This is a genomic window from Enterobacter sp. SA197 (assembly GCF_054131575.1).
The window spans coordinates 2,859,089-2,878,399 of the sequence record NZ_CP096393.1 but is presented as its reverse complement, the minus strand read 5'-3'; the positions used below and the strand labels follow the sequence as shown (position 1 = coordinate 2,878,399).

Below are 19,311 nucleotides of genomic sequence, written 5' to 3'. Positions count from 1 at the left end.
ACTGCCCTTATTCTACGGTCAGAATACGGGTGGTGTTGGTTGTACCTACGGTGCTCATTACGTCACCCTGGGTGACGATGACAAGATCGCCGGAAATCAGATAGCCTTTATCACGCAGCAGATTGACCGCATCGTTAGCGGCGGCAACGCCTTCATTCACGCTGTCGAAGTAGACCGGCGTAACGCCACGGTAAAGCGCCGTGAGGTTCAGCGTACGTTCGTGGCGGGAGAGGGCGAAAATCGGCAGACCGGAGCTGATTCGCGATGTCATCAGCGCCGTGCGGCCTGATTCTGTCATCGAGATAATCGCCGTCACCCCTTTCAGATGGTTAGCAGCGTACATTGCAGACATCGCAATCGCTTCTTCTACGTTGTCGAACTGAATGTCCAGGCGGTGCTTGGAGACGTTGATGCTCGGAATTTTTTCCGCGCCAAGGCATACACGCGCCATGGCGGCAACGGTTTCAGCCGGATACTGGCCAGCTGCGGTTTCTGCAGACAGCATCACGGCATCAGTACCATCCAGCACGGCGTTAGCCACGTCCATAACCTCTGCACGGGTTGGCATCGGGTTAGTGATCATCGATTCCATCATCTGGGTTGCCGTGATGACGGAGCGGTTAAGCTGACGGGCACGACGAATCAATGCTTTTTGAATACCGACCAGTTCCGGGTCGCCGATCTCCACCCCCAGATCGCCACGCGCGACCATCACAACGTCGGAGGCGAGGATCACGTCATCCATCGCATCCTGGCTACAAACGGCTTCCGCACGTTCAACCTTGGCGACGATTTTGGCATCACATCCTGCATCCCGCGCCAGGCGACGCGCATAGTTCAGGTCTTCCCCACAGCGCGGGAAAGAGACCGCGAGGTAATCAACCCCGATCATCGCCGCTGTCACGATGTCTGCTTTATCTTTTTCCGTCAGTGCTTCAGCAGAAAGACCGCCGCCCAGTTTGTTGATGCCTTTATTATTGGAAAGTGGCCCGCCTACGGTCACTTCCGTGAAAACTTTCATGCCCTGAACTTCCAGCACTTTAAGCTGCACCCGGCCATCATCAAGCAGCAGGATATCGCCAGGGACAACATCAGCGGGCAGGCCTTTATAGTCAATGCCGACTTTTTCTTTATCGCCTTCGCCCTTGCCAAGGTTGGCATCCAGCAGGAATTTGTCGCCAATATTGAGGAAGACTTTCCCTTCCTTAAAGGTCGACACACGGATTTTTGGCCCTTGCAGATCGCCAAGGATAGCGACATGGCGTCCCAGTTTTGCCGCAATTTCACGTACTTTGTCTGCACGTAATTTATGATCTTCTGCGGTGCCGTGAGAAAAATTCATTCGCACCACGTTGGCACCCGCAGCGATAACTTTTTCAAGATTATTGTCGCGGTCAGTAGCCGGGCCAAGTGTGGTAACGATTTTGGTTCTGCGAAGCCTTCTGGACATGTAATACTCCGTTGTCTGAACAACCAGGTGTTGCGTGAACATGAATTCGGTTTCGTGCTACGCCAGAGCGGCGAACAATGAATTTAACCGAATAGCTAAAGATGTTACAACTTTGTTATTACTATTAATGTTTATCGCCTGTGATAAAACGCTCCTTATCAAAGCGCGATTCTTTGAGCGCTTCTTTGACACGCTTCAAGTTATCCCTGAATTTTGCGCCCCGTCGCAATGTGAAACCCGTCGCAAGTACATCAATCACCGTCAGTTGCGCCAGGCGCGATACCATCGGCATATAGATATCCGTGTCTTCAGGCACATCCAGAGTGATGGCAAGGGTAGCTTCGCGGGCGAGCGGCGTGTCGGCGGAGGTCAGCGCAATCACCATGGCATCGTTTTCACGTGCCAGTTGCGCCAGCTCAACAAGGTTTTTAGTACGACCCGTATGGGAGATCAGCACAACCACATCATCATCACTGCAATTCATACAGCTCATGCGTTGCAGGACGATGTCGTCGGAGTAGACGACAGGAACGTTAAAGCGAAAAAATTTGTTCATCGCATCATGTGCGACAGCCGCTGAGGAACCGAGGCCAAAGAAAGCGATTTTTTTAGCCTGAGTGAGAAGGTCAACAGCCCGGTTTACCGAAGCCATATCCAGCGACTGGCGAACATGATCCAGGCTTGCCATTGCGGATTCAAATATTTTCCCCGTGTATGCTTCTACGCTGTCATCTTCATCGACATTGCGATTAACATAGGGGGTGCCGTTGGCAAGGCTTTGTGCCAGATGCAATTTAAAGTCGGGAAATCCACGGGTATCAAGACTGCGGCAAAAACGATTGACCGTCGGTTCACTGACACCCGCTTCCTGAGCGAGGGCGGCGATACTGGAGTGAATGGCTTTGTCCGGAAGGGCAAGAATCACTTCCGCCACTTTACGCTCGGATTTGCTAAGGTGTTCCAGTTGGGACTGGATTTTTTCCAGCATGTTCATTTAGCAGCGTGCTCATCAGTAAAACGGTTCCACTGGAGTGTAAAACCGTAAAGCGTTTTAGCAAGAATATACCTCCCCGCGTAGTGGAAAGGTAAGTAACAACGTGAAATGTTGTTGTTTTTTTTCATAACATGATCACAGTCGGATTTTCCCATCACGGCATCTGGCAAACATCCAGCGTTTTCCGGGCGAAAACCCAGATCTCAGCCGGGTGATTAAAGAACGCACGGCATGATAAGCGTTAGCGGTTTCGTGATTTACGTAAAAGCAGTACAGTGCAGTGTAATAAAATTACAACTAAGGCCTGGCATAAGCACCAGGAAAGCCAACTGAGGAGAATGACATGGCGGTAACGCAAACAGCCCAGGCATGTGACCTGGTCATTTTCGGCGCGAAAGGCGATCTCGCACGCCGAAAATTGCTGCCTTCCCTGTACCAGCTTGAAAAAGCAGGGCAGATTCATCCTGATACACGCATCCTGGGTGTGGGACGCGCGGACTGGGATAAAGAAGCCTACACCAAAGTCGTGCGTGAAGCGCTCGAAACCTTCATGAAAGAGAAAATTGATGAAGGTTTATGGGACACGCTGAGCGGGCGCCTGGACTTTTGCAACCTGGATGTAAACGACGTTAAAGCCTTTACCCGCTTGGGTAAAATGCTTAATCAGAAAGAACGTACCACCATTAACTATTTCGCCATGCCGCCCAGCACCTTTGGCGCCATCTGCAAAGGTCTTGGTGAAGCAAAACTGAATGCCAAACCTGCGCGCGTGGTGATGGAAAAACCGTTAGGCACTTCGCTTGCCACCTCACGTGAAATTAACGATCAGGTGGGTGAATATTTTGAAGAGTGCCAGGTCTATCGTATTGACCACTATCTTGGCAAAGAGACCGTCCTGAACCTGCTTGCTCTGCGTTTTGCGAATGCTCTGTTTGTGAATAACTGGGATAACCGCACCATCGATCATGTCGAAATCACTGTCGCCGAAGAGGTGGGCATTGAAGGGCGCTGGGGCTATTTTGACCAGGCCGGCCAGATGCGCGATATGATCCAGAACCACCTCCTGCAGATTCTGTGCATGATTGCCATGTCTCCGCCGTCCGACCTTACCGCCGACGCTATTCGTGATGAAAAAGTGAAAGTGCTGAAATCACTGCGTCGTATCGATCGCACCAACGTGCGTGAAAAAACCGTACGTGGTCAGTACTCAGCGGGCTTTGCGCAGGGCAAAAAAGTGCCGGGCTACCTTGAGGAAGAGGGGGCGAACAAGTCCAGTAACACTGAAACCTTTGTGGCTATTCGCGTCGATATCGATAACTGGCGCTGGGCGGGCGTGCCTTTCTACCTGCGTACCGGTAAGCGTCTGCCCACCAAATGTTCTGAAGTTGTCGTCTACTTTAAAACGCCGGAACTGAATCTTTTCAAAGAGTCATGGCAGGATCTGCCGCAAAACAAACTGACCATTCGCCTGCAACCGGATGAAGGTGTAGATATTCAGGTACTTAATAAAGTGCCGGGCCTTGATCACAAGCATAATCTGCAGATAACCAAGCTGGATCTGAGTTATTCCGAAACCTTTAATGAAACGCATCTTGCGGATGCTTACGAGCGTCTGCTGCTGGAAACCATGCGTGGGATTCAGGCTCTGTTTGTTCGTCGTGATGAGGTGGAAGAGGCCTGGAAATGGGTGGATTCCATTACGGAAGCCTGGGCGATGGATAATGACTCTCCGAAACCGTATCAGGCGGGAACCTGGGGACCCGTTGCGTCCGTCGCGATGATTACCCGTGATGGCCGTTCTTGGAACGAGTTTGAGTAACGGCTGAACAGGTGTGTTACGTTATTTTACCGGTAACATGATCTAACACAGAATTCCGGATAATTTTTCATCTTTCAAGCCCCGCCTGGATTCACCAGCGGGGCTTTTTTTATTACACTGGCTGAAGCGATTTTGCCTTTGGGGCGCGCGGATGCAGTAATCCCGGTGATCTTATCCACCCTGGTAATGCCTGCAACGCGTAGCGCCGGACAGATAAATTTTCAGGAGCTTTTATGAACTCAGTATTGTTACGCGTAACAAATCGTATTGCAGAGCGTTCCCGCGAAAGCCGGTCAGCCTACCTAAAACGCATTGAACAGGCGAAGAGCGAAACAGTGCACCGCTCGTCGCTGGCGTGCGGCAATCTCGCGCATGGCTTCGCGGCCTGCCAGCCCGAAGATAAAGCGGGCCTGAAAAGCATGCTGCGTAACAATATTGCCATCATCACCTCCTATAACGACATGCTCTCCGCACACCAGCCTTATGAGACCTACCCGGACATTATTCGCAAGGCGCTGCATTCAGTGAATGCGATTGGTCAGGTTGCGGGCGGTGTACCTGCAATGTGTGACGGTGTCACGCAGGGGCAGGACGGGATGGAGCTCTCTTTGCTGAGTCGTGAAGTGATTGCCATGTCAGCAGCGGTGGGTCTGTCGCATAACATGTTCGACGGTGCACTCTTCCTTGGCGTGTGCGATAAAATCGTACCGGGTCTGGCAATGGCTGCCCTCTCATTTGGCCACCTACCGGCGGTGTTTGTCCCATCAGGCCCGATGGCCAGCGGGTTGCCCAATAAAGAGAAAGTGCGTATTCGCCAGCTCTATGCGGAAGGGAAGGTCGATCGTATGGCGCTGCTGGAGTCCGAAGCGGCTTCTTACCATGCACCGGGCACCTGTACCTTCTACGGCACCGCCAACACCAACCAGATGGTTATCGAGTTTATGGGGATGCAGCTACCGGGTTCCTCCTTTGTTCACCCGGATGCGCCGCTTCGCGAAGCACTGACCAGCGCTGCCGCGCGTCAGGTGACCCGACTGACCGGTAACGGCAGTGAATGGATGCCGATTGGTAAAATGATTGATGAAAAAGCCGTGGTGAACGGCATTGTCTCACTGCTGGCAACCGGCGGTTCGACAAACCACACCATGCATCTCGTTGCGATGGCCCGCGCGGCAGGCATCATTATCAACTGGGATGACTTCTCAGAGCTCTCTGAGGTCGTGCCATTAATGGCGAAACTCTACCCGAACGGCCCGGCCGACATTAACCATTTCCAGGCGGCGGGCGGCGTACCGGTACTGATGCGTGAGCTGCTCAAAGGCGGCTTGCTGCATGAAGATGTCAATACCGTCGCTGGGTTTGGTCTCTCCCGTTACACCCTGGAGCCGTGGCTTAATAACGGCGAACTGGCCTGGCGCGACGGCGCTATGGCCCCTCTCGATTCACAGGTCATTGCTACGGTCGATGCCCCATTCTCCCGCCACGGCGGTACTAAAGTGCTTAGTGGTAACCTGGGCCGTGCGGTAATGAAAACCTCCGCCGTGCCGGTTGAATATCAGGTTATCGAAGCGCCGGCTGTGGTTTTTGAAAGCCAGCATGACGTGTTACCTGCTTTTGAGGCAGGGCTGCTGGACAAGGATTGCGTGGTGGTTGTGCGCCATCAGGGACCAAAAGCGAACGGCATGCCAGAATTACATAAACTTATGCCGCCACTTGGTGTATTATTGGACCGCTGTTTCAAAATAGCGTTAGTTACCGATGGACGCCTCTCCGGCGCATCAGGTAAAGTGCCTTCCGCCATCCATGTCACGCCTGAGGCGTATGACGGCGGGCTGCTGGCAAAAGTGCGTGATGGCGACATGATTCGCGTAAACGGCCAAACTGGCGAACTTACGTTGCTGGTCGATGAGGCCGAACTGACCGCACGTCAGCCACATATTCCTGACCTGAGCGCAATGCGCGTAGGCACGGGGCGCGAAATGTTCGGCGCGTTACGGGAAAAATTGTCCGGCGCGGAACAGGGCGCAACCTGTATCGATTTTTAAAACGACAAGATTATTCGTTCTGGCGAGAGAAAAACTCTGATGAAAAATTGGAAAACGAGTGCAGAAGCAATCCTGAAAACGGGTCCGGTTGTGCCGGTTATTGTTGTCAACAAACTGGAACACGCCGTCCCGATGGCGAAAGCGCTGGTAGCTGGCGGAGTACGCGTGCTGGAAGTGACGCTGCGTACCGCATGCGCTATGGATGCTATCCGCGCGATTGCTAAAGAAGTGCCGGATGCCATTATTGGTGCCGGGACCGTGCTGAACCCGCAGCAACTTAAAGAAGTGACCGAAGCAGGCGCACAGTTTGCCATAAGCCCGGGCCTGACTGAGCCGCTGCTCAAAGCCGCGACGGAAGGTACCATCCCGTTGATTCCGGGTATCAGCACCGTTTCGGAACTGATGCTGGGCATGGACTACGGTCTGAAAGAGTTCAAATTCTTCCCGGCTGAAGCGAACGGCGGCACCAAAGCGCTGCAGGCTATCGCAGGTCCTTTCTCGCAGGTGCGCTTCTGCCCGACCGGCGGTATCTCGCCGGCTAACTACCGTGACTATCTGGCGCTGAAAAGCGTGCTGTGTATCGGTGGTTCCTGGCTGGTTCCGGCCGATGCGCTTGAAGCTGGCGATTATGACCGTATTACTAAACTGGCTCGCGAAGCGGTAGAAGGCGCGAAATAAGTTTATTTAACCCGGGTTGTGTTCCTGGTTAAAAATAAAAGCCGGTGCATATCATTGCACCGGCTTTTTTACAGGCAACAGAACCTGCTGCGCCCGGAGTAAGGCTGGCGATACCCTGTACGGCGCTGACCGCGTTTCACTGGCTGATTTCAGCGTCTCATGGCGGAATACTATCCCGTAGCGGCACCGGGGTTGGCAGAAAGGTACCGCGGGAGTCGCGGCACCGGGGAATGATCCCAGGGTACGCGTTAACTAAAAACTTTTACCGCTGTAGCCGCCGCCTTCGCACGTTCCACCGCTTCTTCAACGGAATTCGCTGTCGCCAGCGCTACGCCCAGACGCCGCGTCCCGTCAATTTCCGGCTTGCCAAACAGACGCACCTGCAGGCCTGCGCCAACGGCATTCTGCAGGTTATCAAAGGTGACATTCTTACTTTTCAGCTGAGGCAGAATCACCGCAGAGGCTGATGGCCCGTACTGGCGAATCTGACCTACCGGCAAGTCCAGGAAGGCGCGCACGTGAAGTGCGAACTCTGAAACGTCCTGCGAAATCAATGTTACCATCCCGGTATCATGGGGACGTGGAGAGACTTCGCTGAAGACCACCTCATCGCCGCACACGAAGAGTTCTACGCCGAACAGGCCATGCCCGCCAAGCGCCAGCACCACTTTGCGCGCCACTTCCTGAGCGCGCTTGAGCGCCACGTCGCTCATCTGCTGCGGCTGCCAGGATTCGCGGTAATCGCCGTCCTCCTGACGATGACCCACCGGGGCGCAGAAATGAACGCCATCCACGGCGCTGACGGTCAATAAGGTAATTTCAAAATCAAAATTGACGACGCCTTCCACAATGACACGGCCGGCACCAGCACGACCACCTTGCTGCGCATACTCCCAGGCTTTTTCCAGCTGTCCGGCGGTGCGAATGAGGCTCTGACCCTTGCCTGATGAACTCATCACCGGCTTAACAATACAGGGTAAACCTATTTCACTGACGGCTTCACGGAAGGCCTCTTCGCTATCAGCAAAACGGTAGCTCGAGGTTGGCAGTGCCAGCTCTTCAGCAGCAAGACGGCGTATACCCTCACGGTTCATGGTCAGTTTTGCCGCACGGGCGCACGGCACGACATGCTGGCCCTGAGACTCCAGCTCAATCAGCATATCGGTGGCAATCGCTTCAATTTCCGGCACGATATAGTGCGGTTTTTCCTGCGCCACGACGGCCTTCAGCGCGTCGCCGTCAAGCATGTTAATCACGTGACTACGATGCGCAATCTGCATGGCGGGCGCATCGGCATAGCGATCTACGGCAATGACTTCAATCCCAAGCCGCTGGCACTCGATGGCCACTTCCTTCCCGAGCTCTCCTGAACCCAGTAACATCACACGTGTTGCTGCCGGACGCAGCGCAGTACCTAAACAAGTCATCGTCATTTCACCCTCAAAAAAACCTGGCCGCAGTATATACGAAAACGTTTGCGCATGTCTTTTGCGACTTGCATCCAGGGCAGTGGTGCGGTAATATACTGTATATATAAACAGGTAAGGGGCTGTATCATGGCGGTTGAAGTCAAATATGTTGTGATTCGTAACGGTGAGGAAAAAATGTCTTTTGCCAGCAAAAAGGAAGCGGATGCCTACGACAAAATGCTTGATCTTGCTGAGGTACTTGAGACCTGGCTTGGCGAAGCACCTGTTGCATTTGAGGATGTGCAGCGCGATCAAATGGCCATGTGGCTTGCAGAGCAAAAAGATGTTCTGAGCCACATCTTCCGATCGGGTAAGCTCCCCTCGGCTGAAGCAGAGGACACCCCGTCGGCTGCTGTTTCCGCTGAAGCGGATAACGAAAGCCAGGCTGTAGATATCAAACGCGCAGCGAAGCGCTCTGCTGCCTGATTCACCTTGCACTGCCAGTAATTTGTACCATGCTTTGTATGGGCTATATGCACAGGAGAAAAGCATGAAATTAGCAGGAGTGTTAATGGGTACGGTGTTACTGGCAGGGAGTTTCGTGGTTTCAGCGGCAGACGATAAGACGGTCACCATTGATAACCAAAAATCAGTAACCTTTCCAGGTTGTGAGGGAATGAACGCTGAGGGCATTGCTGCCAGCGTCAAGCGTGACTATCTGCAAAACCGCATTGTTCGCTGGGCTGATGATCAGCAAAAACTTGGGCAGGCCGATCCGGTCGCCTGGATTAGCCCAAAAGCCGTGCAGGGTAAAGAAGATAAATGGCGCGTGCCCCTGACCGTGCGCGGTAAGAATACGGATATTCACTATCTCGTCCAGGTAGACTGTAAAGCGGGAAAAGCAGAATATCAGCACCAGTAAGCGTACAGAATTTTCTTTTCTTTTGCAGACTTAGACATTTCCTGACACACCCTCGCTTACGCTGAACCTTTCTGGCATCGCTTAAGCGGGGGACATCATGTCAAACTGGTTAAATCAACTCCAGTCATTGCTCGGCCAAAAAAGTGCGTCGGGCTCACCATCTACCGATCAGGGGCTCGGAAAACTGCTTGTACCCGGCGCACTCGGCGGGCTCGCCGGTTTACTGGTCTCGAGTAAATCATCACGTAAGCTACTCACAAAATATGGCACCAGTGCGCTTCTGGCAGGAGGCGGTGCGGTCGCCGGTACTGTTTTATGGAACAAATACAAAGATAAAGTGAGGGCAGCGCATAAAGATGAACCCCAGTTCGGGCAGACGAGCTCTCCGCTGGATGTCCGAACGGAACGATTGATCCTTGCGCTGGTGTTCGCCGCAAAAAGTGACGGGCACATTGATGATAAAGAACGTGCCGCTATTGAACAGCAGCTGCGCGAAGCCGGCGTGGAACAACAGGGCAGGTTACTGGTGGCGCAGGCTATAGAACAACCGTTGGACCCTCAGCGCCTGGCCCGGGATATCAAAAATGAAGAAGAGGCGTTGGAGGTGTACTTCCTGAGCTGCGCTGCCATTGATATCGACCATTTTATGGAGCGTAGCTATCTCGCCGCATTAGGCGATGCGCTGAAGATCCCTCAGGAGGTTCGCGAGGGCATTGAAGCCGATCTTCAGGAGCAGAAGCGCGCACTGCCACAGTAACCTTGTTGTCACGTTTCGCTTGCATCGGCGGCAGCTTTTGCCAACCTTATAGAGTGTCGAATAAATAAGTAAAATGTTATGCCGCCGAAAGCTAAACAACTTCCTCACACCATGACACTGCATGGTGACACGCGCCTGGACAACTACTACTGGCTACGGGACGATACCCGAACGCAGCCAGAAGTGCTGGACTACCTCCGGGATGAAAATGATTATGGTCGCCGTGTGATGGCGTCCCAGCAGGCGTTGCAGGATAAACTGCTCGCGGAAATCATTGCCCGTATCCCTCCGCGTGAGGTGTCAGCTCCTTATGTGAAAAATGGATATCGTTACAGACACGTCTATGAACCTGGCTGTGAATATGCCATCTACCAGCGTCAGTCTGTCTTGTCTGCTGAGTGGGATGAGTGGCAGGTTCTGCTCGATGGTAATAAACGTGCAGCCCATAGTGATTTTTATACGCTGGGGGGCTTTGCTATTACCCCGGACAACAAAATAATGGCCCTGGCAGAGGATTATCTGTCGAGACGGCAGTATGGCTTACGGTTTCGTAATCTGGAAACGGGGAACTGGTACCCGGAAATGCTCGACAATGTCGCGCCTGAGTTTGTCTGGGTGAATGACTCAGAAACAATCTATTACGTGCGAAAGCATGCTGTAACCCTGCTGCCTTATCAGGTATGGCGGCATACGGTAGGCACCCCTTCCAGCGCCGATGAGCTTATTTACGAAGAAAAAGACGATACGTTTTATGTAGGCTTAGGTAAAACCACCTCACAGCACTACATCATTATTCATCTGTCGAGTGCAACGACCAGTGAGGTATTACTCCTGGATGCGGAGCTGCCCGATGCGCAACCACTCTGTTTTCTTCCACGCCGCAAAGACCATGAGTACAGCCTCGATCATTTCCAGCATACCTTTTATCTGCGTTCTAACCGCGACGGTAAAAATTTCGGCCTCTACCGGACGAAAGTCCGTGACGAAAGGCGCTGGGAAGTGCTTATCCCGGCGCGCGAAAATATTATGCTGGAAGGGTTTACCCTTTTTACCGACTGGTTAGTGGTTGAAGAGCGTCAGCGTGGGCTGACCAGCCTTCGTCAAATCAACCGTAAAACGCGGGAGGTAACGGGAATTGCCTTCGATGATCCCGCGTATGTTACCTGGGTTGCCTATAATCCCGAGCCGGAAACCTCGCGCCTGCGTTACGGTTACTCTTCCATGACGACGCCGGACACGCTGTTCGAACTGGATATGGATACGGGTGAACGTCGTGTCATTAAGCAGTCGGAAGTGGCCGGTTTTGATGCGTCGAATTATCGCAGTGAACATGTGTGGGTACGCGCGCGTGATGGCGTCGAAGTCCCCGTATCGCTTGTCTACAACCACAAGTATTTCCGAAAAGGGGAGAACCCACTCCTGGTTTATGGATATGGATCCTATGGTGCGAGCATGGATGCAGATTTCAGTAGTAGCCGGCTGAGCTTACTGGATCGCGGCTTTGTTTTTGCCATTGCCCATATTCGTGGAGGAGGGGAGTTAGGTCAGCAGTGGTATGAAGACGGCAAATTCCTTAAGAAGAAAAATACCTTCCATGATTACATAGACGTCACCGATTCCCTGCTCGCGCAGGGGTATGGCTCCCCTTTATACTGCTACGGTATGGGCGGGAGCGCGGGTGGACTGCTTCTGGGTGCCGTTATCAATGAACGTCCTTCGCTGTTTCATGGTGTGGTGGCGCAGGTGCCTTTTGTCGACACCCTGACCACGATGCTGGATGAATCTATCCCGCTGACAACAGGTGAATTCGAAGAGTGGGGCAATCCTCAGGATGAAACTTTTTACCATTATATGAAGAGTTACAGTCCTTACGATAACGTTGGCGCGCATCCATACCCCCACCTGCTGGTGACCACGGGTCTGCACGATTCTCAGGTACAGTACTGGGAACCGGCGAAATGGGTGGCAAAATTACGCGAGCTCAAAACCGATGACAATATTCTGCTGCTCTGTACCGATATGGACTCCGGGCATGGCGGAAAATCGGGGAGGTTTAAGTCCTGGGAAGGTGTCGCGATGGAATATGCATTTCTTATCGGGCTGGCGCAGGGAACCCTGAAAGCTTCACGCCAGGATTAATGCTCACCGAGATAGTGTTTTAGCGTGAGACGCAGTTCAGGACTCATCTTATCAAGGTTATTAAACAACCAGCGCAAATAACCGGGGTCGCGTTCAGCGACTTCGGAAACCGCTTTACCGCGATACTTCCCGAAGGTAAAGGTGGTCATCAATGCAGGGCGACCCGTTACCGTCACCATATGTTCTGGCGTCCAGCCCGACGTATTCATAATATCAATCAGTAAAGCCGCCGTAATGTAGCAGTCATATAATGCCCGATGGTGATGCAACCCTGCGGGCGTCTGTACGCTCAGCTTGCGGGATTTATAGAGCGCCATATTGCTGTACTTAATGCCGGGCCATAACCGGCGGGCCAGCTTCATGGTGCATATCCATTCTCCGGGCATCTCGGGAAGTACGCGTCTGTCAAAACTGGCATTATGGGCGACATACCATTCACTACCGTAATAGTGAGGGATCACCTCTTCAATCCACGGCTGATGCGCAACCATCGCTTCCGTGATGCGATGGATAGCCATCGCCTGCTGGCTGATGGGTCTGTCCGGGCGCACCAGATGGCTCTGCGGGTTAATAATTTGCCCGTCCACCACATCCACTGAGGCAATTTCAACAATACCGCCCTGCAAATCACAGGTTTCGGTATCGATAACCCTTAACACGCTACTCGTAGTCATTTCGATTTCGGCTCATAAGGCAGGCGGGAAAGGTTCACAGATGTCAGACGGTGGGCGATGAGTCGTTCGCGAAACCAGGTGCGCAGGTGTTCGGGCTGCTCCCGCTCGACCACTTCAGCAATAACCGGCATATTATAGCGCTCTTTAAACGCCACACCCGCCGCTGCCAGATCGACATTCACTTTGTCCATTTCCTCTTGCGAGAGATGGGCCAGATTCGTATTCATTCTTTTCTCCTGAGTTCACGCCGAAAAAGGTACTAAGCCCGTCGCAGAAAGACAAGAGCACAGATGATCATACTCGACGCACACATTATACAGCGTTATCCTCGACCCTAAATACATAACGTAAAGGAATGACTAATATGGTCTTCACTGCCGCAGGCACCCGTCATGTTCTGCTTCTTGTCAGTATGCTGTTGACTACACCATTGGCCTTTGCTCATGCGCATTTAAAAACGCAGATCCCGGCCGCCAGTTCGCAAGCGACCACGAATGTAAAGGCGCTGACCCTCAACTTTTCTGAAGGGATTGAACCTGCATTCAGTGGCTTAACGCTTACGGATAGCAAGAAGCAGACCATCAGAACCGGCAAAGCCACCCATGATAAAGATAACGACACACAGCTTGTTGTCCCTCTGGAGCAAAGCCTGCAACCAGGGGTGTATAACGTTGACTGGCATGTCGTTTCGGTTGATGGTCACAAAACGCGTGGAACTTACTCCTTTACCGTGAAGTAACCCATGCTCAGTTCAGGTTATGTGGTGTTGCGTTTCATCCATTTCAGCGCTCTGATGCTGAGTTTCGGCGTAGCGTTTTATATCAATCGTCTGGCCCCTGCTGCTTTACAGAGCGTCATGGCCAGGGATTTCAGGACGCTGCAACGCATCTGCCTGGTATTAACCGCGCTGAGTGCGCTTCTGATGTACCCTCTGCAGGCTGGTATCATGGGGGACGGCTGGCAGGATGTCTGGCAGCCAGCAACGTGGTTCGCCTTAGCGGGCACCCGGTTCGGCGGTGTGTGGCTCTGGCAAATAGTCATTGCTGTTTTCACCCTGATCGTTGCAATGATGCGCCCTTGGCTGCAGCGAAACCTCATGCTGCTATGCGCCGCTCAGTTAGTGTTAATGGCAGGCGTCGGGCATGCCGCGATGCTGGATGGCCTGCCAGGCCTGCTGCAGCGCGCTAATCATGCGGTTCATTTACTCTGCGCCTCCATGTGGTTTGGAGGTCTGTTGCCAGTCATTTATTGTATGAGCCTTACGCAACGACGCTGGCAACATGAGTCGGTTTCAGCGCTGATGGGATTCTCCCGGTACGGCCATCTGGCGGTAGCAGGTGTATTGATAACGGGGGTAGTGAACACGATCTTTATTCAGGGCATCTCATGGCCCTGGAGCACTGACTGGGGGCGTATGCTGTTGATCAAAAGTGCGCTGGCCCTGCTAATGGTGGCAATTGCGTTAGTGAACAGGTATGTTCTGGTGCCGCGTCTGAGCCGGAAACCTTCGTCTGCGCAACAAACACTCATTTTTATGACATGGACTGAGGTAGTACTGGGCGCGCTGGTACTGGGCGCGGTAAGTCTGTTTGCTACCTGGGAACCCTTCTGAGACGGGGAAACGATGAAAAAGAATCTATTGATATTATTAATGGCCTTTTCTGCAGCAGCCTCTGCGGCACCATCAGTTATTACGGTGAGCCGTTTTGAGATGGGGAAAGACAACTGGGCATTTAACCGCGAAGAGGTGATGCTTACCTGTCGTCCGGGCAAGGCGTTGTATGTGATTAACCCGAGCACGCTGGTGCAATATCCGCTGAATGATATAGCCGAAGAACAGGTGAAAAGCGGTAAGACGACAGCACAACCAATCGCTGTCATTCAGGTCGATAATCCGGCCCGTGCGGGTGAAAAAATGAGCCTGGCGCCTTTTATTGCCCGAGCAGAGACGCTTTGTTAAAAAAACAATTCAACTTTTTGATTTACAATAAAAAACCGCAAGGCTTAATCAAGAAGTCTTGCGGTTTTAACATTTTTAAGCGTGACGATAACCTAATTTTTCAGCGTGCTTTTGCGGCAAACTGGAAAACCTGACGTCGTCATCTATTCTTAAAGTGCAAGGCGACTTAGCCTGCATTAATGCCAACTTTTAGCGCACGGCTCTCTCCCAAGAGCCATTTCCCTGGACCGAATACAGGAATCGTATTCGGTCTTTTTTTATATGTATGTTTTCTAACGTGTTTTTATCGCTTCCCTCGAAATTCCACGAAAATTACTCGAAAACTACATACTAGGGCTAAACCATAACATACTCCGCACCGCGAGCGTCCAGGTATTTTTTTGTCATAGCAATGTTTTTATATCCGAGTAATCGCTGCGCGAATTCTTCTCCACGCTCCTTTTAATACACTCTGGTGGCCAGACTCCTGATCTCATGATAAGGCGGCGGGTGTGGTCCGAACTGCTTTCCTTTACAGATAACGTGTTTTGCGGGGCAGGGATTATTCTTACATTAATAATGTGATCCTGTTTTTCCCCCATTTTATGTTTGGTTACCCGTTGTCATGGACGCCGTATATTGCTCAGGCAGTAATAATAATTGGAGTTACATATTTCATCTATTCAAAGTGGAGCCTATTTAAAAAGAAAGTTTTAATATTTTTGGCATCTTTATGTCTATTTTCATTCCTTTCGGTAGGTCTTTTGGCAATGAATCCTTCACTGTGGAATGCATTTCATTTTTTCATTGCTCCTCCAGGGTTATAAAACACTATAACCCGGCCTCTCAGGAAAGTGATCACTGATAAAATTTGTCAAGCATTACAGCAGGCATTCAATGAGTGCCTGTGATAATGCAAAAAAATTTTTGATATAACTGCTTTGGTGGGAGAATGGGATTCCACAAACAGGAGGTCTTATGCTTAAGGGTCTTGATGCGTTAAACGAATGGCTTAATCGTCCAACCTGGCATACGGGGCAAACCGATGATCTGGCAACATTTTTTCTGGCCATAAAAGAGATAATCAACCAGAACCCTTATATCTTGCTGCATGAATGTGTAATAGCTGCTTATATCAAAAACTCACAGTCTGGAAAGATGGATGCCAATGAACTTGAGCGGCTGGCAACAGAGTATTCGCAAAAGGCACTATTGATTTCTGAGTATGTAATGCTTACTACTGACTAAGTAATCATTTGGGTTGTACCAAGCCACTGGCATCCGCTGGTGGCTTTTATTGCCATCAAATACAGAAGTGCCTCACTGAGGGGCTTTAATAGTGAGCAGCGATAAAGAAGCCAAAAACTGATTGCCAGGGAGACTCTCTTAACAATCGCGGTGATTGATGGTGCCAGTTCGATGGCAAGGGACAGGGATAACTGAGTCTTCATAGAACCTGCTATTGATTGAGAAGAAGGACGATTCCTTGCTTCTGTAGTGAGCGCTTATTCCCGAATGTTGATTTTGAAGAGACCTGAATACAGTCTGCGGTTAACCCCACAACCGGAGTGACAGACACCGCAACCGGGTACGCGATTGTGGAAACGCAACCGACCAGAATCGAGCAGGGGGATACTCTGCTTATTGGAGGGAGCATTAGATTTCAGTTAGTACGACTGCATGGACAGGCGTTCGTCACGCCTGATGGTGACGTTTACGAGGGCGAGGGTATGGAGGGAACTCAGGTGATCGGTCTGGTCACGTTTTTTGTAGACCGGGCGGATGAGGACGGTTGCCCGGTTATTTGATGATTTATGTTATCGGTTCGATTAAGTTCGCCCCCTGATTCTTCACATTCCCGACCGCACGCGTGACGGCGTGCCAGATAAATTTGTCAGCCGTCACTGCGCCGTCGGCTGCTATCTCTTCCGCTGCCTTTCCGCCAATATCCTGCCGCATCCATGCCCGGGCTGCGTCCGGTGACAATACCAACGGTCTTCTGTCATGAATATCGACCAGCCCTTTATCAGCGGCTGCGGTCACAATCAAAAAACCCTCAGCTTCATCGCCTCGCTCAAACGGCGTACTGCCAATTGCAGCCATAAAAATTGGCTCACCGTCGGCACGATGGATGAAGTAGGGCTGTTTTTTATCACCTTCCTTCTTCCACTCGAACCAGCCATCTGCGAAACAGATCGCCCGGCCGTGCTGCCATAGTGGCTTAAACATTCTGCTGGTAGCCGCAGTTTCGACACGTGCATTTATTAATGCGGGCTTATCCCACCAGCCAGGCGCATATCCCCAGTGGACCGGGTCCAAATGCAGTAGTTCGTCGCGTTCACTCAGCAGCAATACTTTTGTGCCAGGGGCTGCGTTGTAACGATCAATGGGTTCGGGGTCATAGGCAATATCGCGATCGTTATCATCTGCCAGGTAGGCCAGGTATTCTTCACGCGTCTGCGCTTGAGCAAAACGTCCGCACATAGAACCTCCAGTTTATTTCTGCAAGTGTAGCTAGTGCTGCTGATCTGACGATCTAAATCAGATCACGAGATTACTCCGAGGGAGACTCAAAAAATAGCACAAGTGTTTGATCCTGAATGGATGCAATGATAAGCATTGGAGAGTGTTTTCAAGAGGTGTAGCGGTTTAACTTAATGATATTGAAAGAGATTTATAGGAAGCAACCTTGATAGGAATCGTAGCCGGTCTTTTTTATACGTCTGAACTGCAAGGTTTTCTATTTTCAACCCGGCAATGGTGCCAAACCTGCACACTAGACATACCACAATCTGGCCTGAAAACCTCCAGCGTTTTTTATTTTGTCCAACGGGTGGGGCTGGCGAACTGGCGAAGCACAATTTAACAAGAGACGGTGGTCGAAAAGGTGTGCTACTGTCGTATGCAATTTAAACAAAACTGAGGATAACGACATGAGCAAAGATGTTGTGGTAATACTCCCCGGTGGCAAGGTCGAACATCTTTCTGTTGATGATGACCTGAAGAAAGTCAGCTATCGAAACGATCAGCGATCCTTCCTGGATCTCCCGATTGAAACCTACGTGCTTGATGGGGAAGAATTCCTCATTGCAAAGTTTTCTGACCTGGTCAGCGCCCGTGAGACGGAACAGGCAATCAGGCAATTTTACTAATCCTTCCTGCTGCATCCGTTCCGGGTGCGGCTTTTAATGCTGCTTCAGTGTGGTGCCTGTGTGCGGGGCTATCCTCACTTTCAACAAACCGGTTTCACCCACCGACGTCTTTTTGGCAGACAGGCTTTTAACGTTACCCTCGCGCCGCAGACTGAACATAGTGCGCCATGTAAATGAGTTTTTTCAGGGCAAAACTGTGTAAAGAAAAAATGATTGCCGCCGCAAACCGGGCAAATGAATTTTAAATTTGAAATAGCCCCTCCGGGCCGTGGAATGGAATGAATACCCTAACATTAAATAGCGCCGCGTAACGATATATCCTGGAAGGCGAAGGCGGCCCAGAAATAAATGATGGTGGCAAGGCACCGTAACGTGCCTTATCAGTATTGCTTAGAAAAAATTATGCAGTGAGGACTGTATTTCATCGAGTAATTCAAAGCGTCGGCGATATTCTGCTCTTTTTTTACTGGCGATATCCTCCAGTGGCTTACGCGCCATCTGCATGGGTAAACGCCAGCGATATTTATCACTTTTGATACCCTCAATGGAGGCCCAGAATTCATCGTAACTGGCATGGAAATCCCGGCCTTTACTGAAACGGTATCGCCACGCACGAAAGACATGACCGTTATCACTCACGCCATACATTGCTTTAATATCGGTGCTGGCACACATCTGCCATAACGCTTCAAGAAGTAAACGCTTGGGGAATATACCGTGGCAGGCTTTGGTCGCAATTTTAATGGCCTCATGAGAAACATTTTTGCGTGGTCCCTGCAGCCCGCCAATCATTAACGTGCGAATACCTTTTTCAACCGTCACGCTGAACGTCACGCTTGCCAGCAGCGCATCGTTACCGTCATAAAGCCACAGCGTGCTTTCACCTTCACGCTCTGCTTTGTGCGCCCCTGAGGCACATACGTAAAAATGGGCTTCATTGCGCCCCGTAAACTGCAGGATTTGCTGTGGCGCTGTTGCCGTCAGCGCGTCTGCAGCCCGGGCAGAGAGTTGCGAATCAAGCCATGCATAATGGCTCACAATCGCATCGGCGCGGCGCGAAGCATTCAGACCCAGAGTCAGATACTGACGGTGAGATTTACTCGGAAGGGTAACCTGCGCATGAAGCATCTCTTCAAAATTGGGGCGCTGTGCCAGTGCGCTGAGCATCCTGACGGTCGAGGGCCAGAACAGCAGTGAGCGCAATAAAAACTTAAAACGATACTCTCGCTTACGCCAGATAGGCCCAGGAATTAAACGACCGGTAACCAGTTCACTGATAATTTGTCTGCGGGTTGATGGCAGCGTTTTTGTTTGCAGACTGATATTTGACACG

Annotated in this window: 19 protein-coding genes; 12 read left to right on the top strand and 7 right to left on the bottom strand. The window is 51.4% G+C overall.

Annotation, left to right across the window (positions count from 1 at the left end; translation table 11 throughout):
• Positions 1-7 precede the first annotated feature (7 nt).
• Together pyk and M1D91_RS13460 are read right to left on the bottom strand one after the other, a co-directional pair.
• A complete protein-coding gene (gene pyk / locus M1D91_RS13465; protein WP_437431622.1) occupies positions 8-1,450 on the bottom strand; it encodes a pyruvate kinase in 1,443 nt (480 codons plus the stop codon).
• A 124-nt stretch (positions 1,451-1,574) separates the two neighbouring features.
• The gene (locus M1D91_RS13460; RefSeq protein WP_437431621.1) at positions 1,575-2,444 is read right to left on the bottom strand and encodes a MurR/RpiR family transcriptional regulator; all 870 of its coding nucleotides are present in this window, start codon (positions 2,442-2,444) and stop codon (positions 1,575-1,577) included.
• A gap of 343 nt (positions 2,445-2,787) precedes the next feature.
• Here M1D91_RS13460 and zwf point away from each other — a divergent pair, with 343 nt between their 5' ends.
• The 3 genes from zwf (at position 2,788) to kdgA (ending at position 6,986) form a co-directional block, all read left to right on the top strand.
• Positions 2,788-4,263: a glucose-6-phosphate dehydrogenase gene (zwf, locus tag M1D91_RS13455; RefSeq protein ID WP_437431620.1), complete on the top strand. Its 1,476-nt coding sequence runs from the start codon at positions 2,788-2,790 to the stop codon at positions 4,261-4,263.
• 233 nt (positions 4,264-4,496) lie between these two features.
• Positions 4,497-6,308: a phosphogluconate dehydratase gene (gene edd, locus M1D91_RS13450; RefSeq protein WP_437431619.1), complete on the top strand. Its 1,812-nt coding sequence runs from the start codon at positions 4,497-4,499 to the stop codon at positions 6,306-6,308.
• A 39-nt stretch (positions 6,309-6,347) separates the two neighbouring features.
• On the top strand, positions 6,348-6,986 hold the full coding sequence (kdgA, locus tag M1D91_RS13445; RefSeq protein ID WP_437431618.1) for a bifunctional 4-hydroxy-2-oxoglutarate aldolase/2-dehydro-3-deoxy-phosphogluconate aldolase: 639 nt from the start codon (positions 6,348-6,350) through the stop codon (positions 6,984-6,986).
• Positions 6,987-7,234: 248 nt separating this feature from the next.
• Here the strand turns inward: kdgA and purT are convergent, their stop codons facing one another.
• Positions 7,235-8,413, bottom strand: coding sequence for a formate-dependent phosphoribosylglycinamide formyltransferase (gene purT / locus M1D91_RS13440; RefSeq protein WP_437431664.1), 1,179 nt, complete (start codon positions 8,411-8,413; stop codon positions 7,235-7,237).
• 129 nt (positions 8,414-8,542) lie between these two features.
• Here purT and M1D91_RS13435 point away from each other — a divergent pair, with 129 nt between their 5' ends.
• The 4 genes from M1D91_RS13435 (at position 8,543) to ptrB (ending at position 12,213) form a co-directional block, all read left to right on the top strand.
• The gene (locus M1D91_RS13435) at positions 8,543-8,881 is read left to right on the top strand and encodes a YebG family protein (protein WP_437431617.1); all 339 of its coding nucleotides are present in this window, start codon (positions 8,543-8,545) and stop codon (positions 8,879-8,881) included.
• 64 nt (positions 8,882-8,945) lie between these two features.
• The gene (yebF, locus tag M1D91_RS13430) at positions 8,946-9,317 is read left to right on the top strand and encodes a protein YebF (protein WP_437431616.1); all 372 of its coding nucleotides are present in this window, start codon (positions 8,946-8,948) and stop codon (positions 9,315-9,317) included.
• Positions 9,318-9,414: 97 nt separating this feature from the next.
• Positions 9,415-10,074, top strand: a complete 660-nt coding sequence (locus tag M1D91_RS13425; protein ID WP_437431615.1) for a tellurite resistance TerB family protein — start codon at positions 9,415-9,417, stop codon at positions 10,072-10,074.
• Positions 10,075-10,152: 78 nt separating this feature from the next.
• On the top strand, positions 10,153-12,213 hold the full coding sequence (gene ptrB, locus M1D91_RS13420) for an oligopeptidase B (RefSeq protein WP_437431614.1): 2,061 nt from the start codon (positions 10,153-10,155) through the stop codon (positions 12,211-12,213).
• Here the strand turns inward: ptrB and exoX are convergent.
• Positions 12,210-12,872: an exodeoxyribonuclease X gene (gene exoX / locus M1D91_RS13415; protein ID WP_437431663.1), complete on the bottom strand. Its 663-nt coding sequence runs from the start codon at positions 12,870-12,872 to the stop codon at positions 12,210-12,212. The two genes, ptrB and exoX, sit on opposite strands and share 4 nt — an antisense overlap.
• Positions 12,873-12,883: 11 nt before the next feature.
• Positions 12,884-13,114: a DNA polymerase III subunit theta gene (locus M1D91_RS13410; RefSeq protein ID WP_437431613.1), complete on the bottom strand. Its 231-nt coding sequence runs from the start codon at positions 13,112-13,114 to the stop codon at positions 12,884-12,886.
• Positions 13,115-13,251: 137 nt separating this feature from the next.
• Here M1D91_RS13410 and yobA point away from each other — a divergent pair, with 137 nt between their 5' ends.
• The 4 genes from yobA (at position 13,252) to M1D91_RS13390 (ending at position 16,074) form a co-directional block, all read left to right on the top strand.
• A complete protein-coding gene (gene yobA / locus M1D91_RS13405; RefSeq protein WP_437431612.1) occupies positions 13,252-13,626 on the top strand; it encodes a CopC domain-containing protein YobA in 375 nt (124 codons plus the stop codon).
• A gap of 3 nt (positions 13,627-13,629) precedes the next feature.
• On the top strand, positions 13,630-14,499 hold the full coding sequence (copD, locus tag M1D91_RS13400; protein WP_437431611.1) for a copper homeostasis membrane protein CopD: 870 nt from the start codon (positions 13,630-13,632) through the stop codon (positions 14,497-14,499).
• 12 nt (positions 14,500-14,511) lie between these two features.
• On the top strand, positions 14,512-14,847 hold the full coding sequence (locus M1D91_RS13395) for a YebY family protein (RefSeq protein ID WP_437431610.1): 336 nt from the start codon (positions 14,512-14,514) through the stop codon (positions 14,845-14,847).
• A 957-nt stretch (positions 14,848-15,804) separates the two neighbouring features.
• The gene (locus M1D91_RS13390; protein ID WP_437431609.1) at positions 15,805-16,074 is read left to right on the top strand and encodes a hypothetical protein; all 270 of its coding nucleotides are present in this window, start codon (positions 15,805-15,807) and stop codon (positions 16,072-16,074) included.
• Positions 16,075-16,638: 564 nt separating this feature from the next.
• Here the strand turns inward: M1D91_RS13390 and M1D91_RS13385 are convergent.
• Complete coding sequence (locus M1D91_RS13385; RefSeq protein WP_437431608.1) at positions 16,639-17,310, bottom strand: SOS response-associated peptidase; 672 nt, start codon at positions 17,308-17,310, stop codon at positions 16,639-16,641.
• Positions 17,311-17,759: 449 nt separating this feature from the next.
• Here M1D91_RS13385 and M1D91_RS13380 point away from each other — a divergent pair, with 449 nt between their 5' ends.
• Positions 17,760-17,978, top strand: coding sequence for a hypothetical protein (locus M1D91_RS13380; protein ID WP_437431607.1), 219 nt, complete (start codon positions 17,760-17,762; stop codon positions 17,976-17,978).
• A 390-nt stretch (positions 17,979-18,368) separates the two neighbouring features.
• Here the strand turns inward: M1D91_RS13380 and M1D91_RS13375 are convergent, their stop codons facing one another.
• The gene (locus M1D91_RS13375; RefSeq protein WP_437431606.1) at positions 18,369-19,310 is read right to left on the bottom strand and encodes a VirK/YbjX family protein; all 942 of its coding nucleotides are present in this window, start codon (positions 19,308-19,310) and stop codon (positions 18,369-18,371) included.
• Position 19,311: the final 1 nt, after the last annotated feature.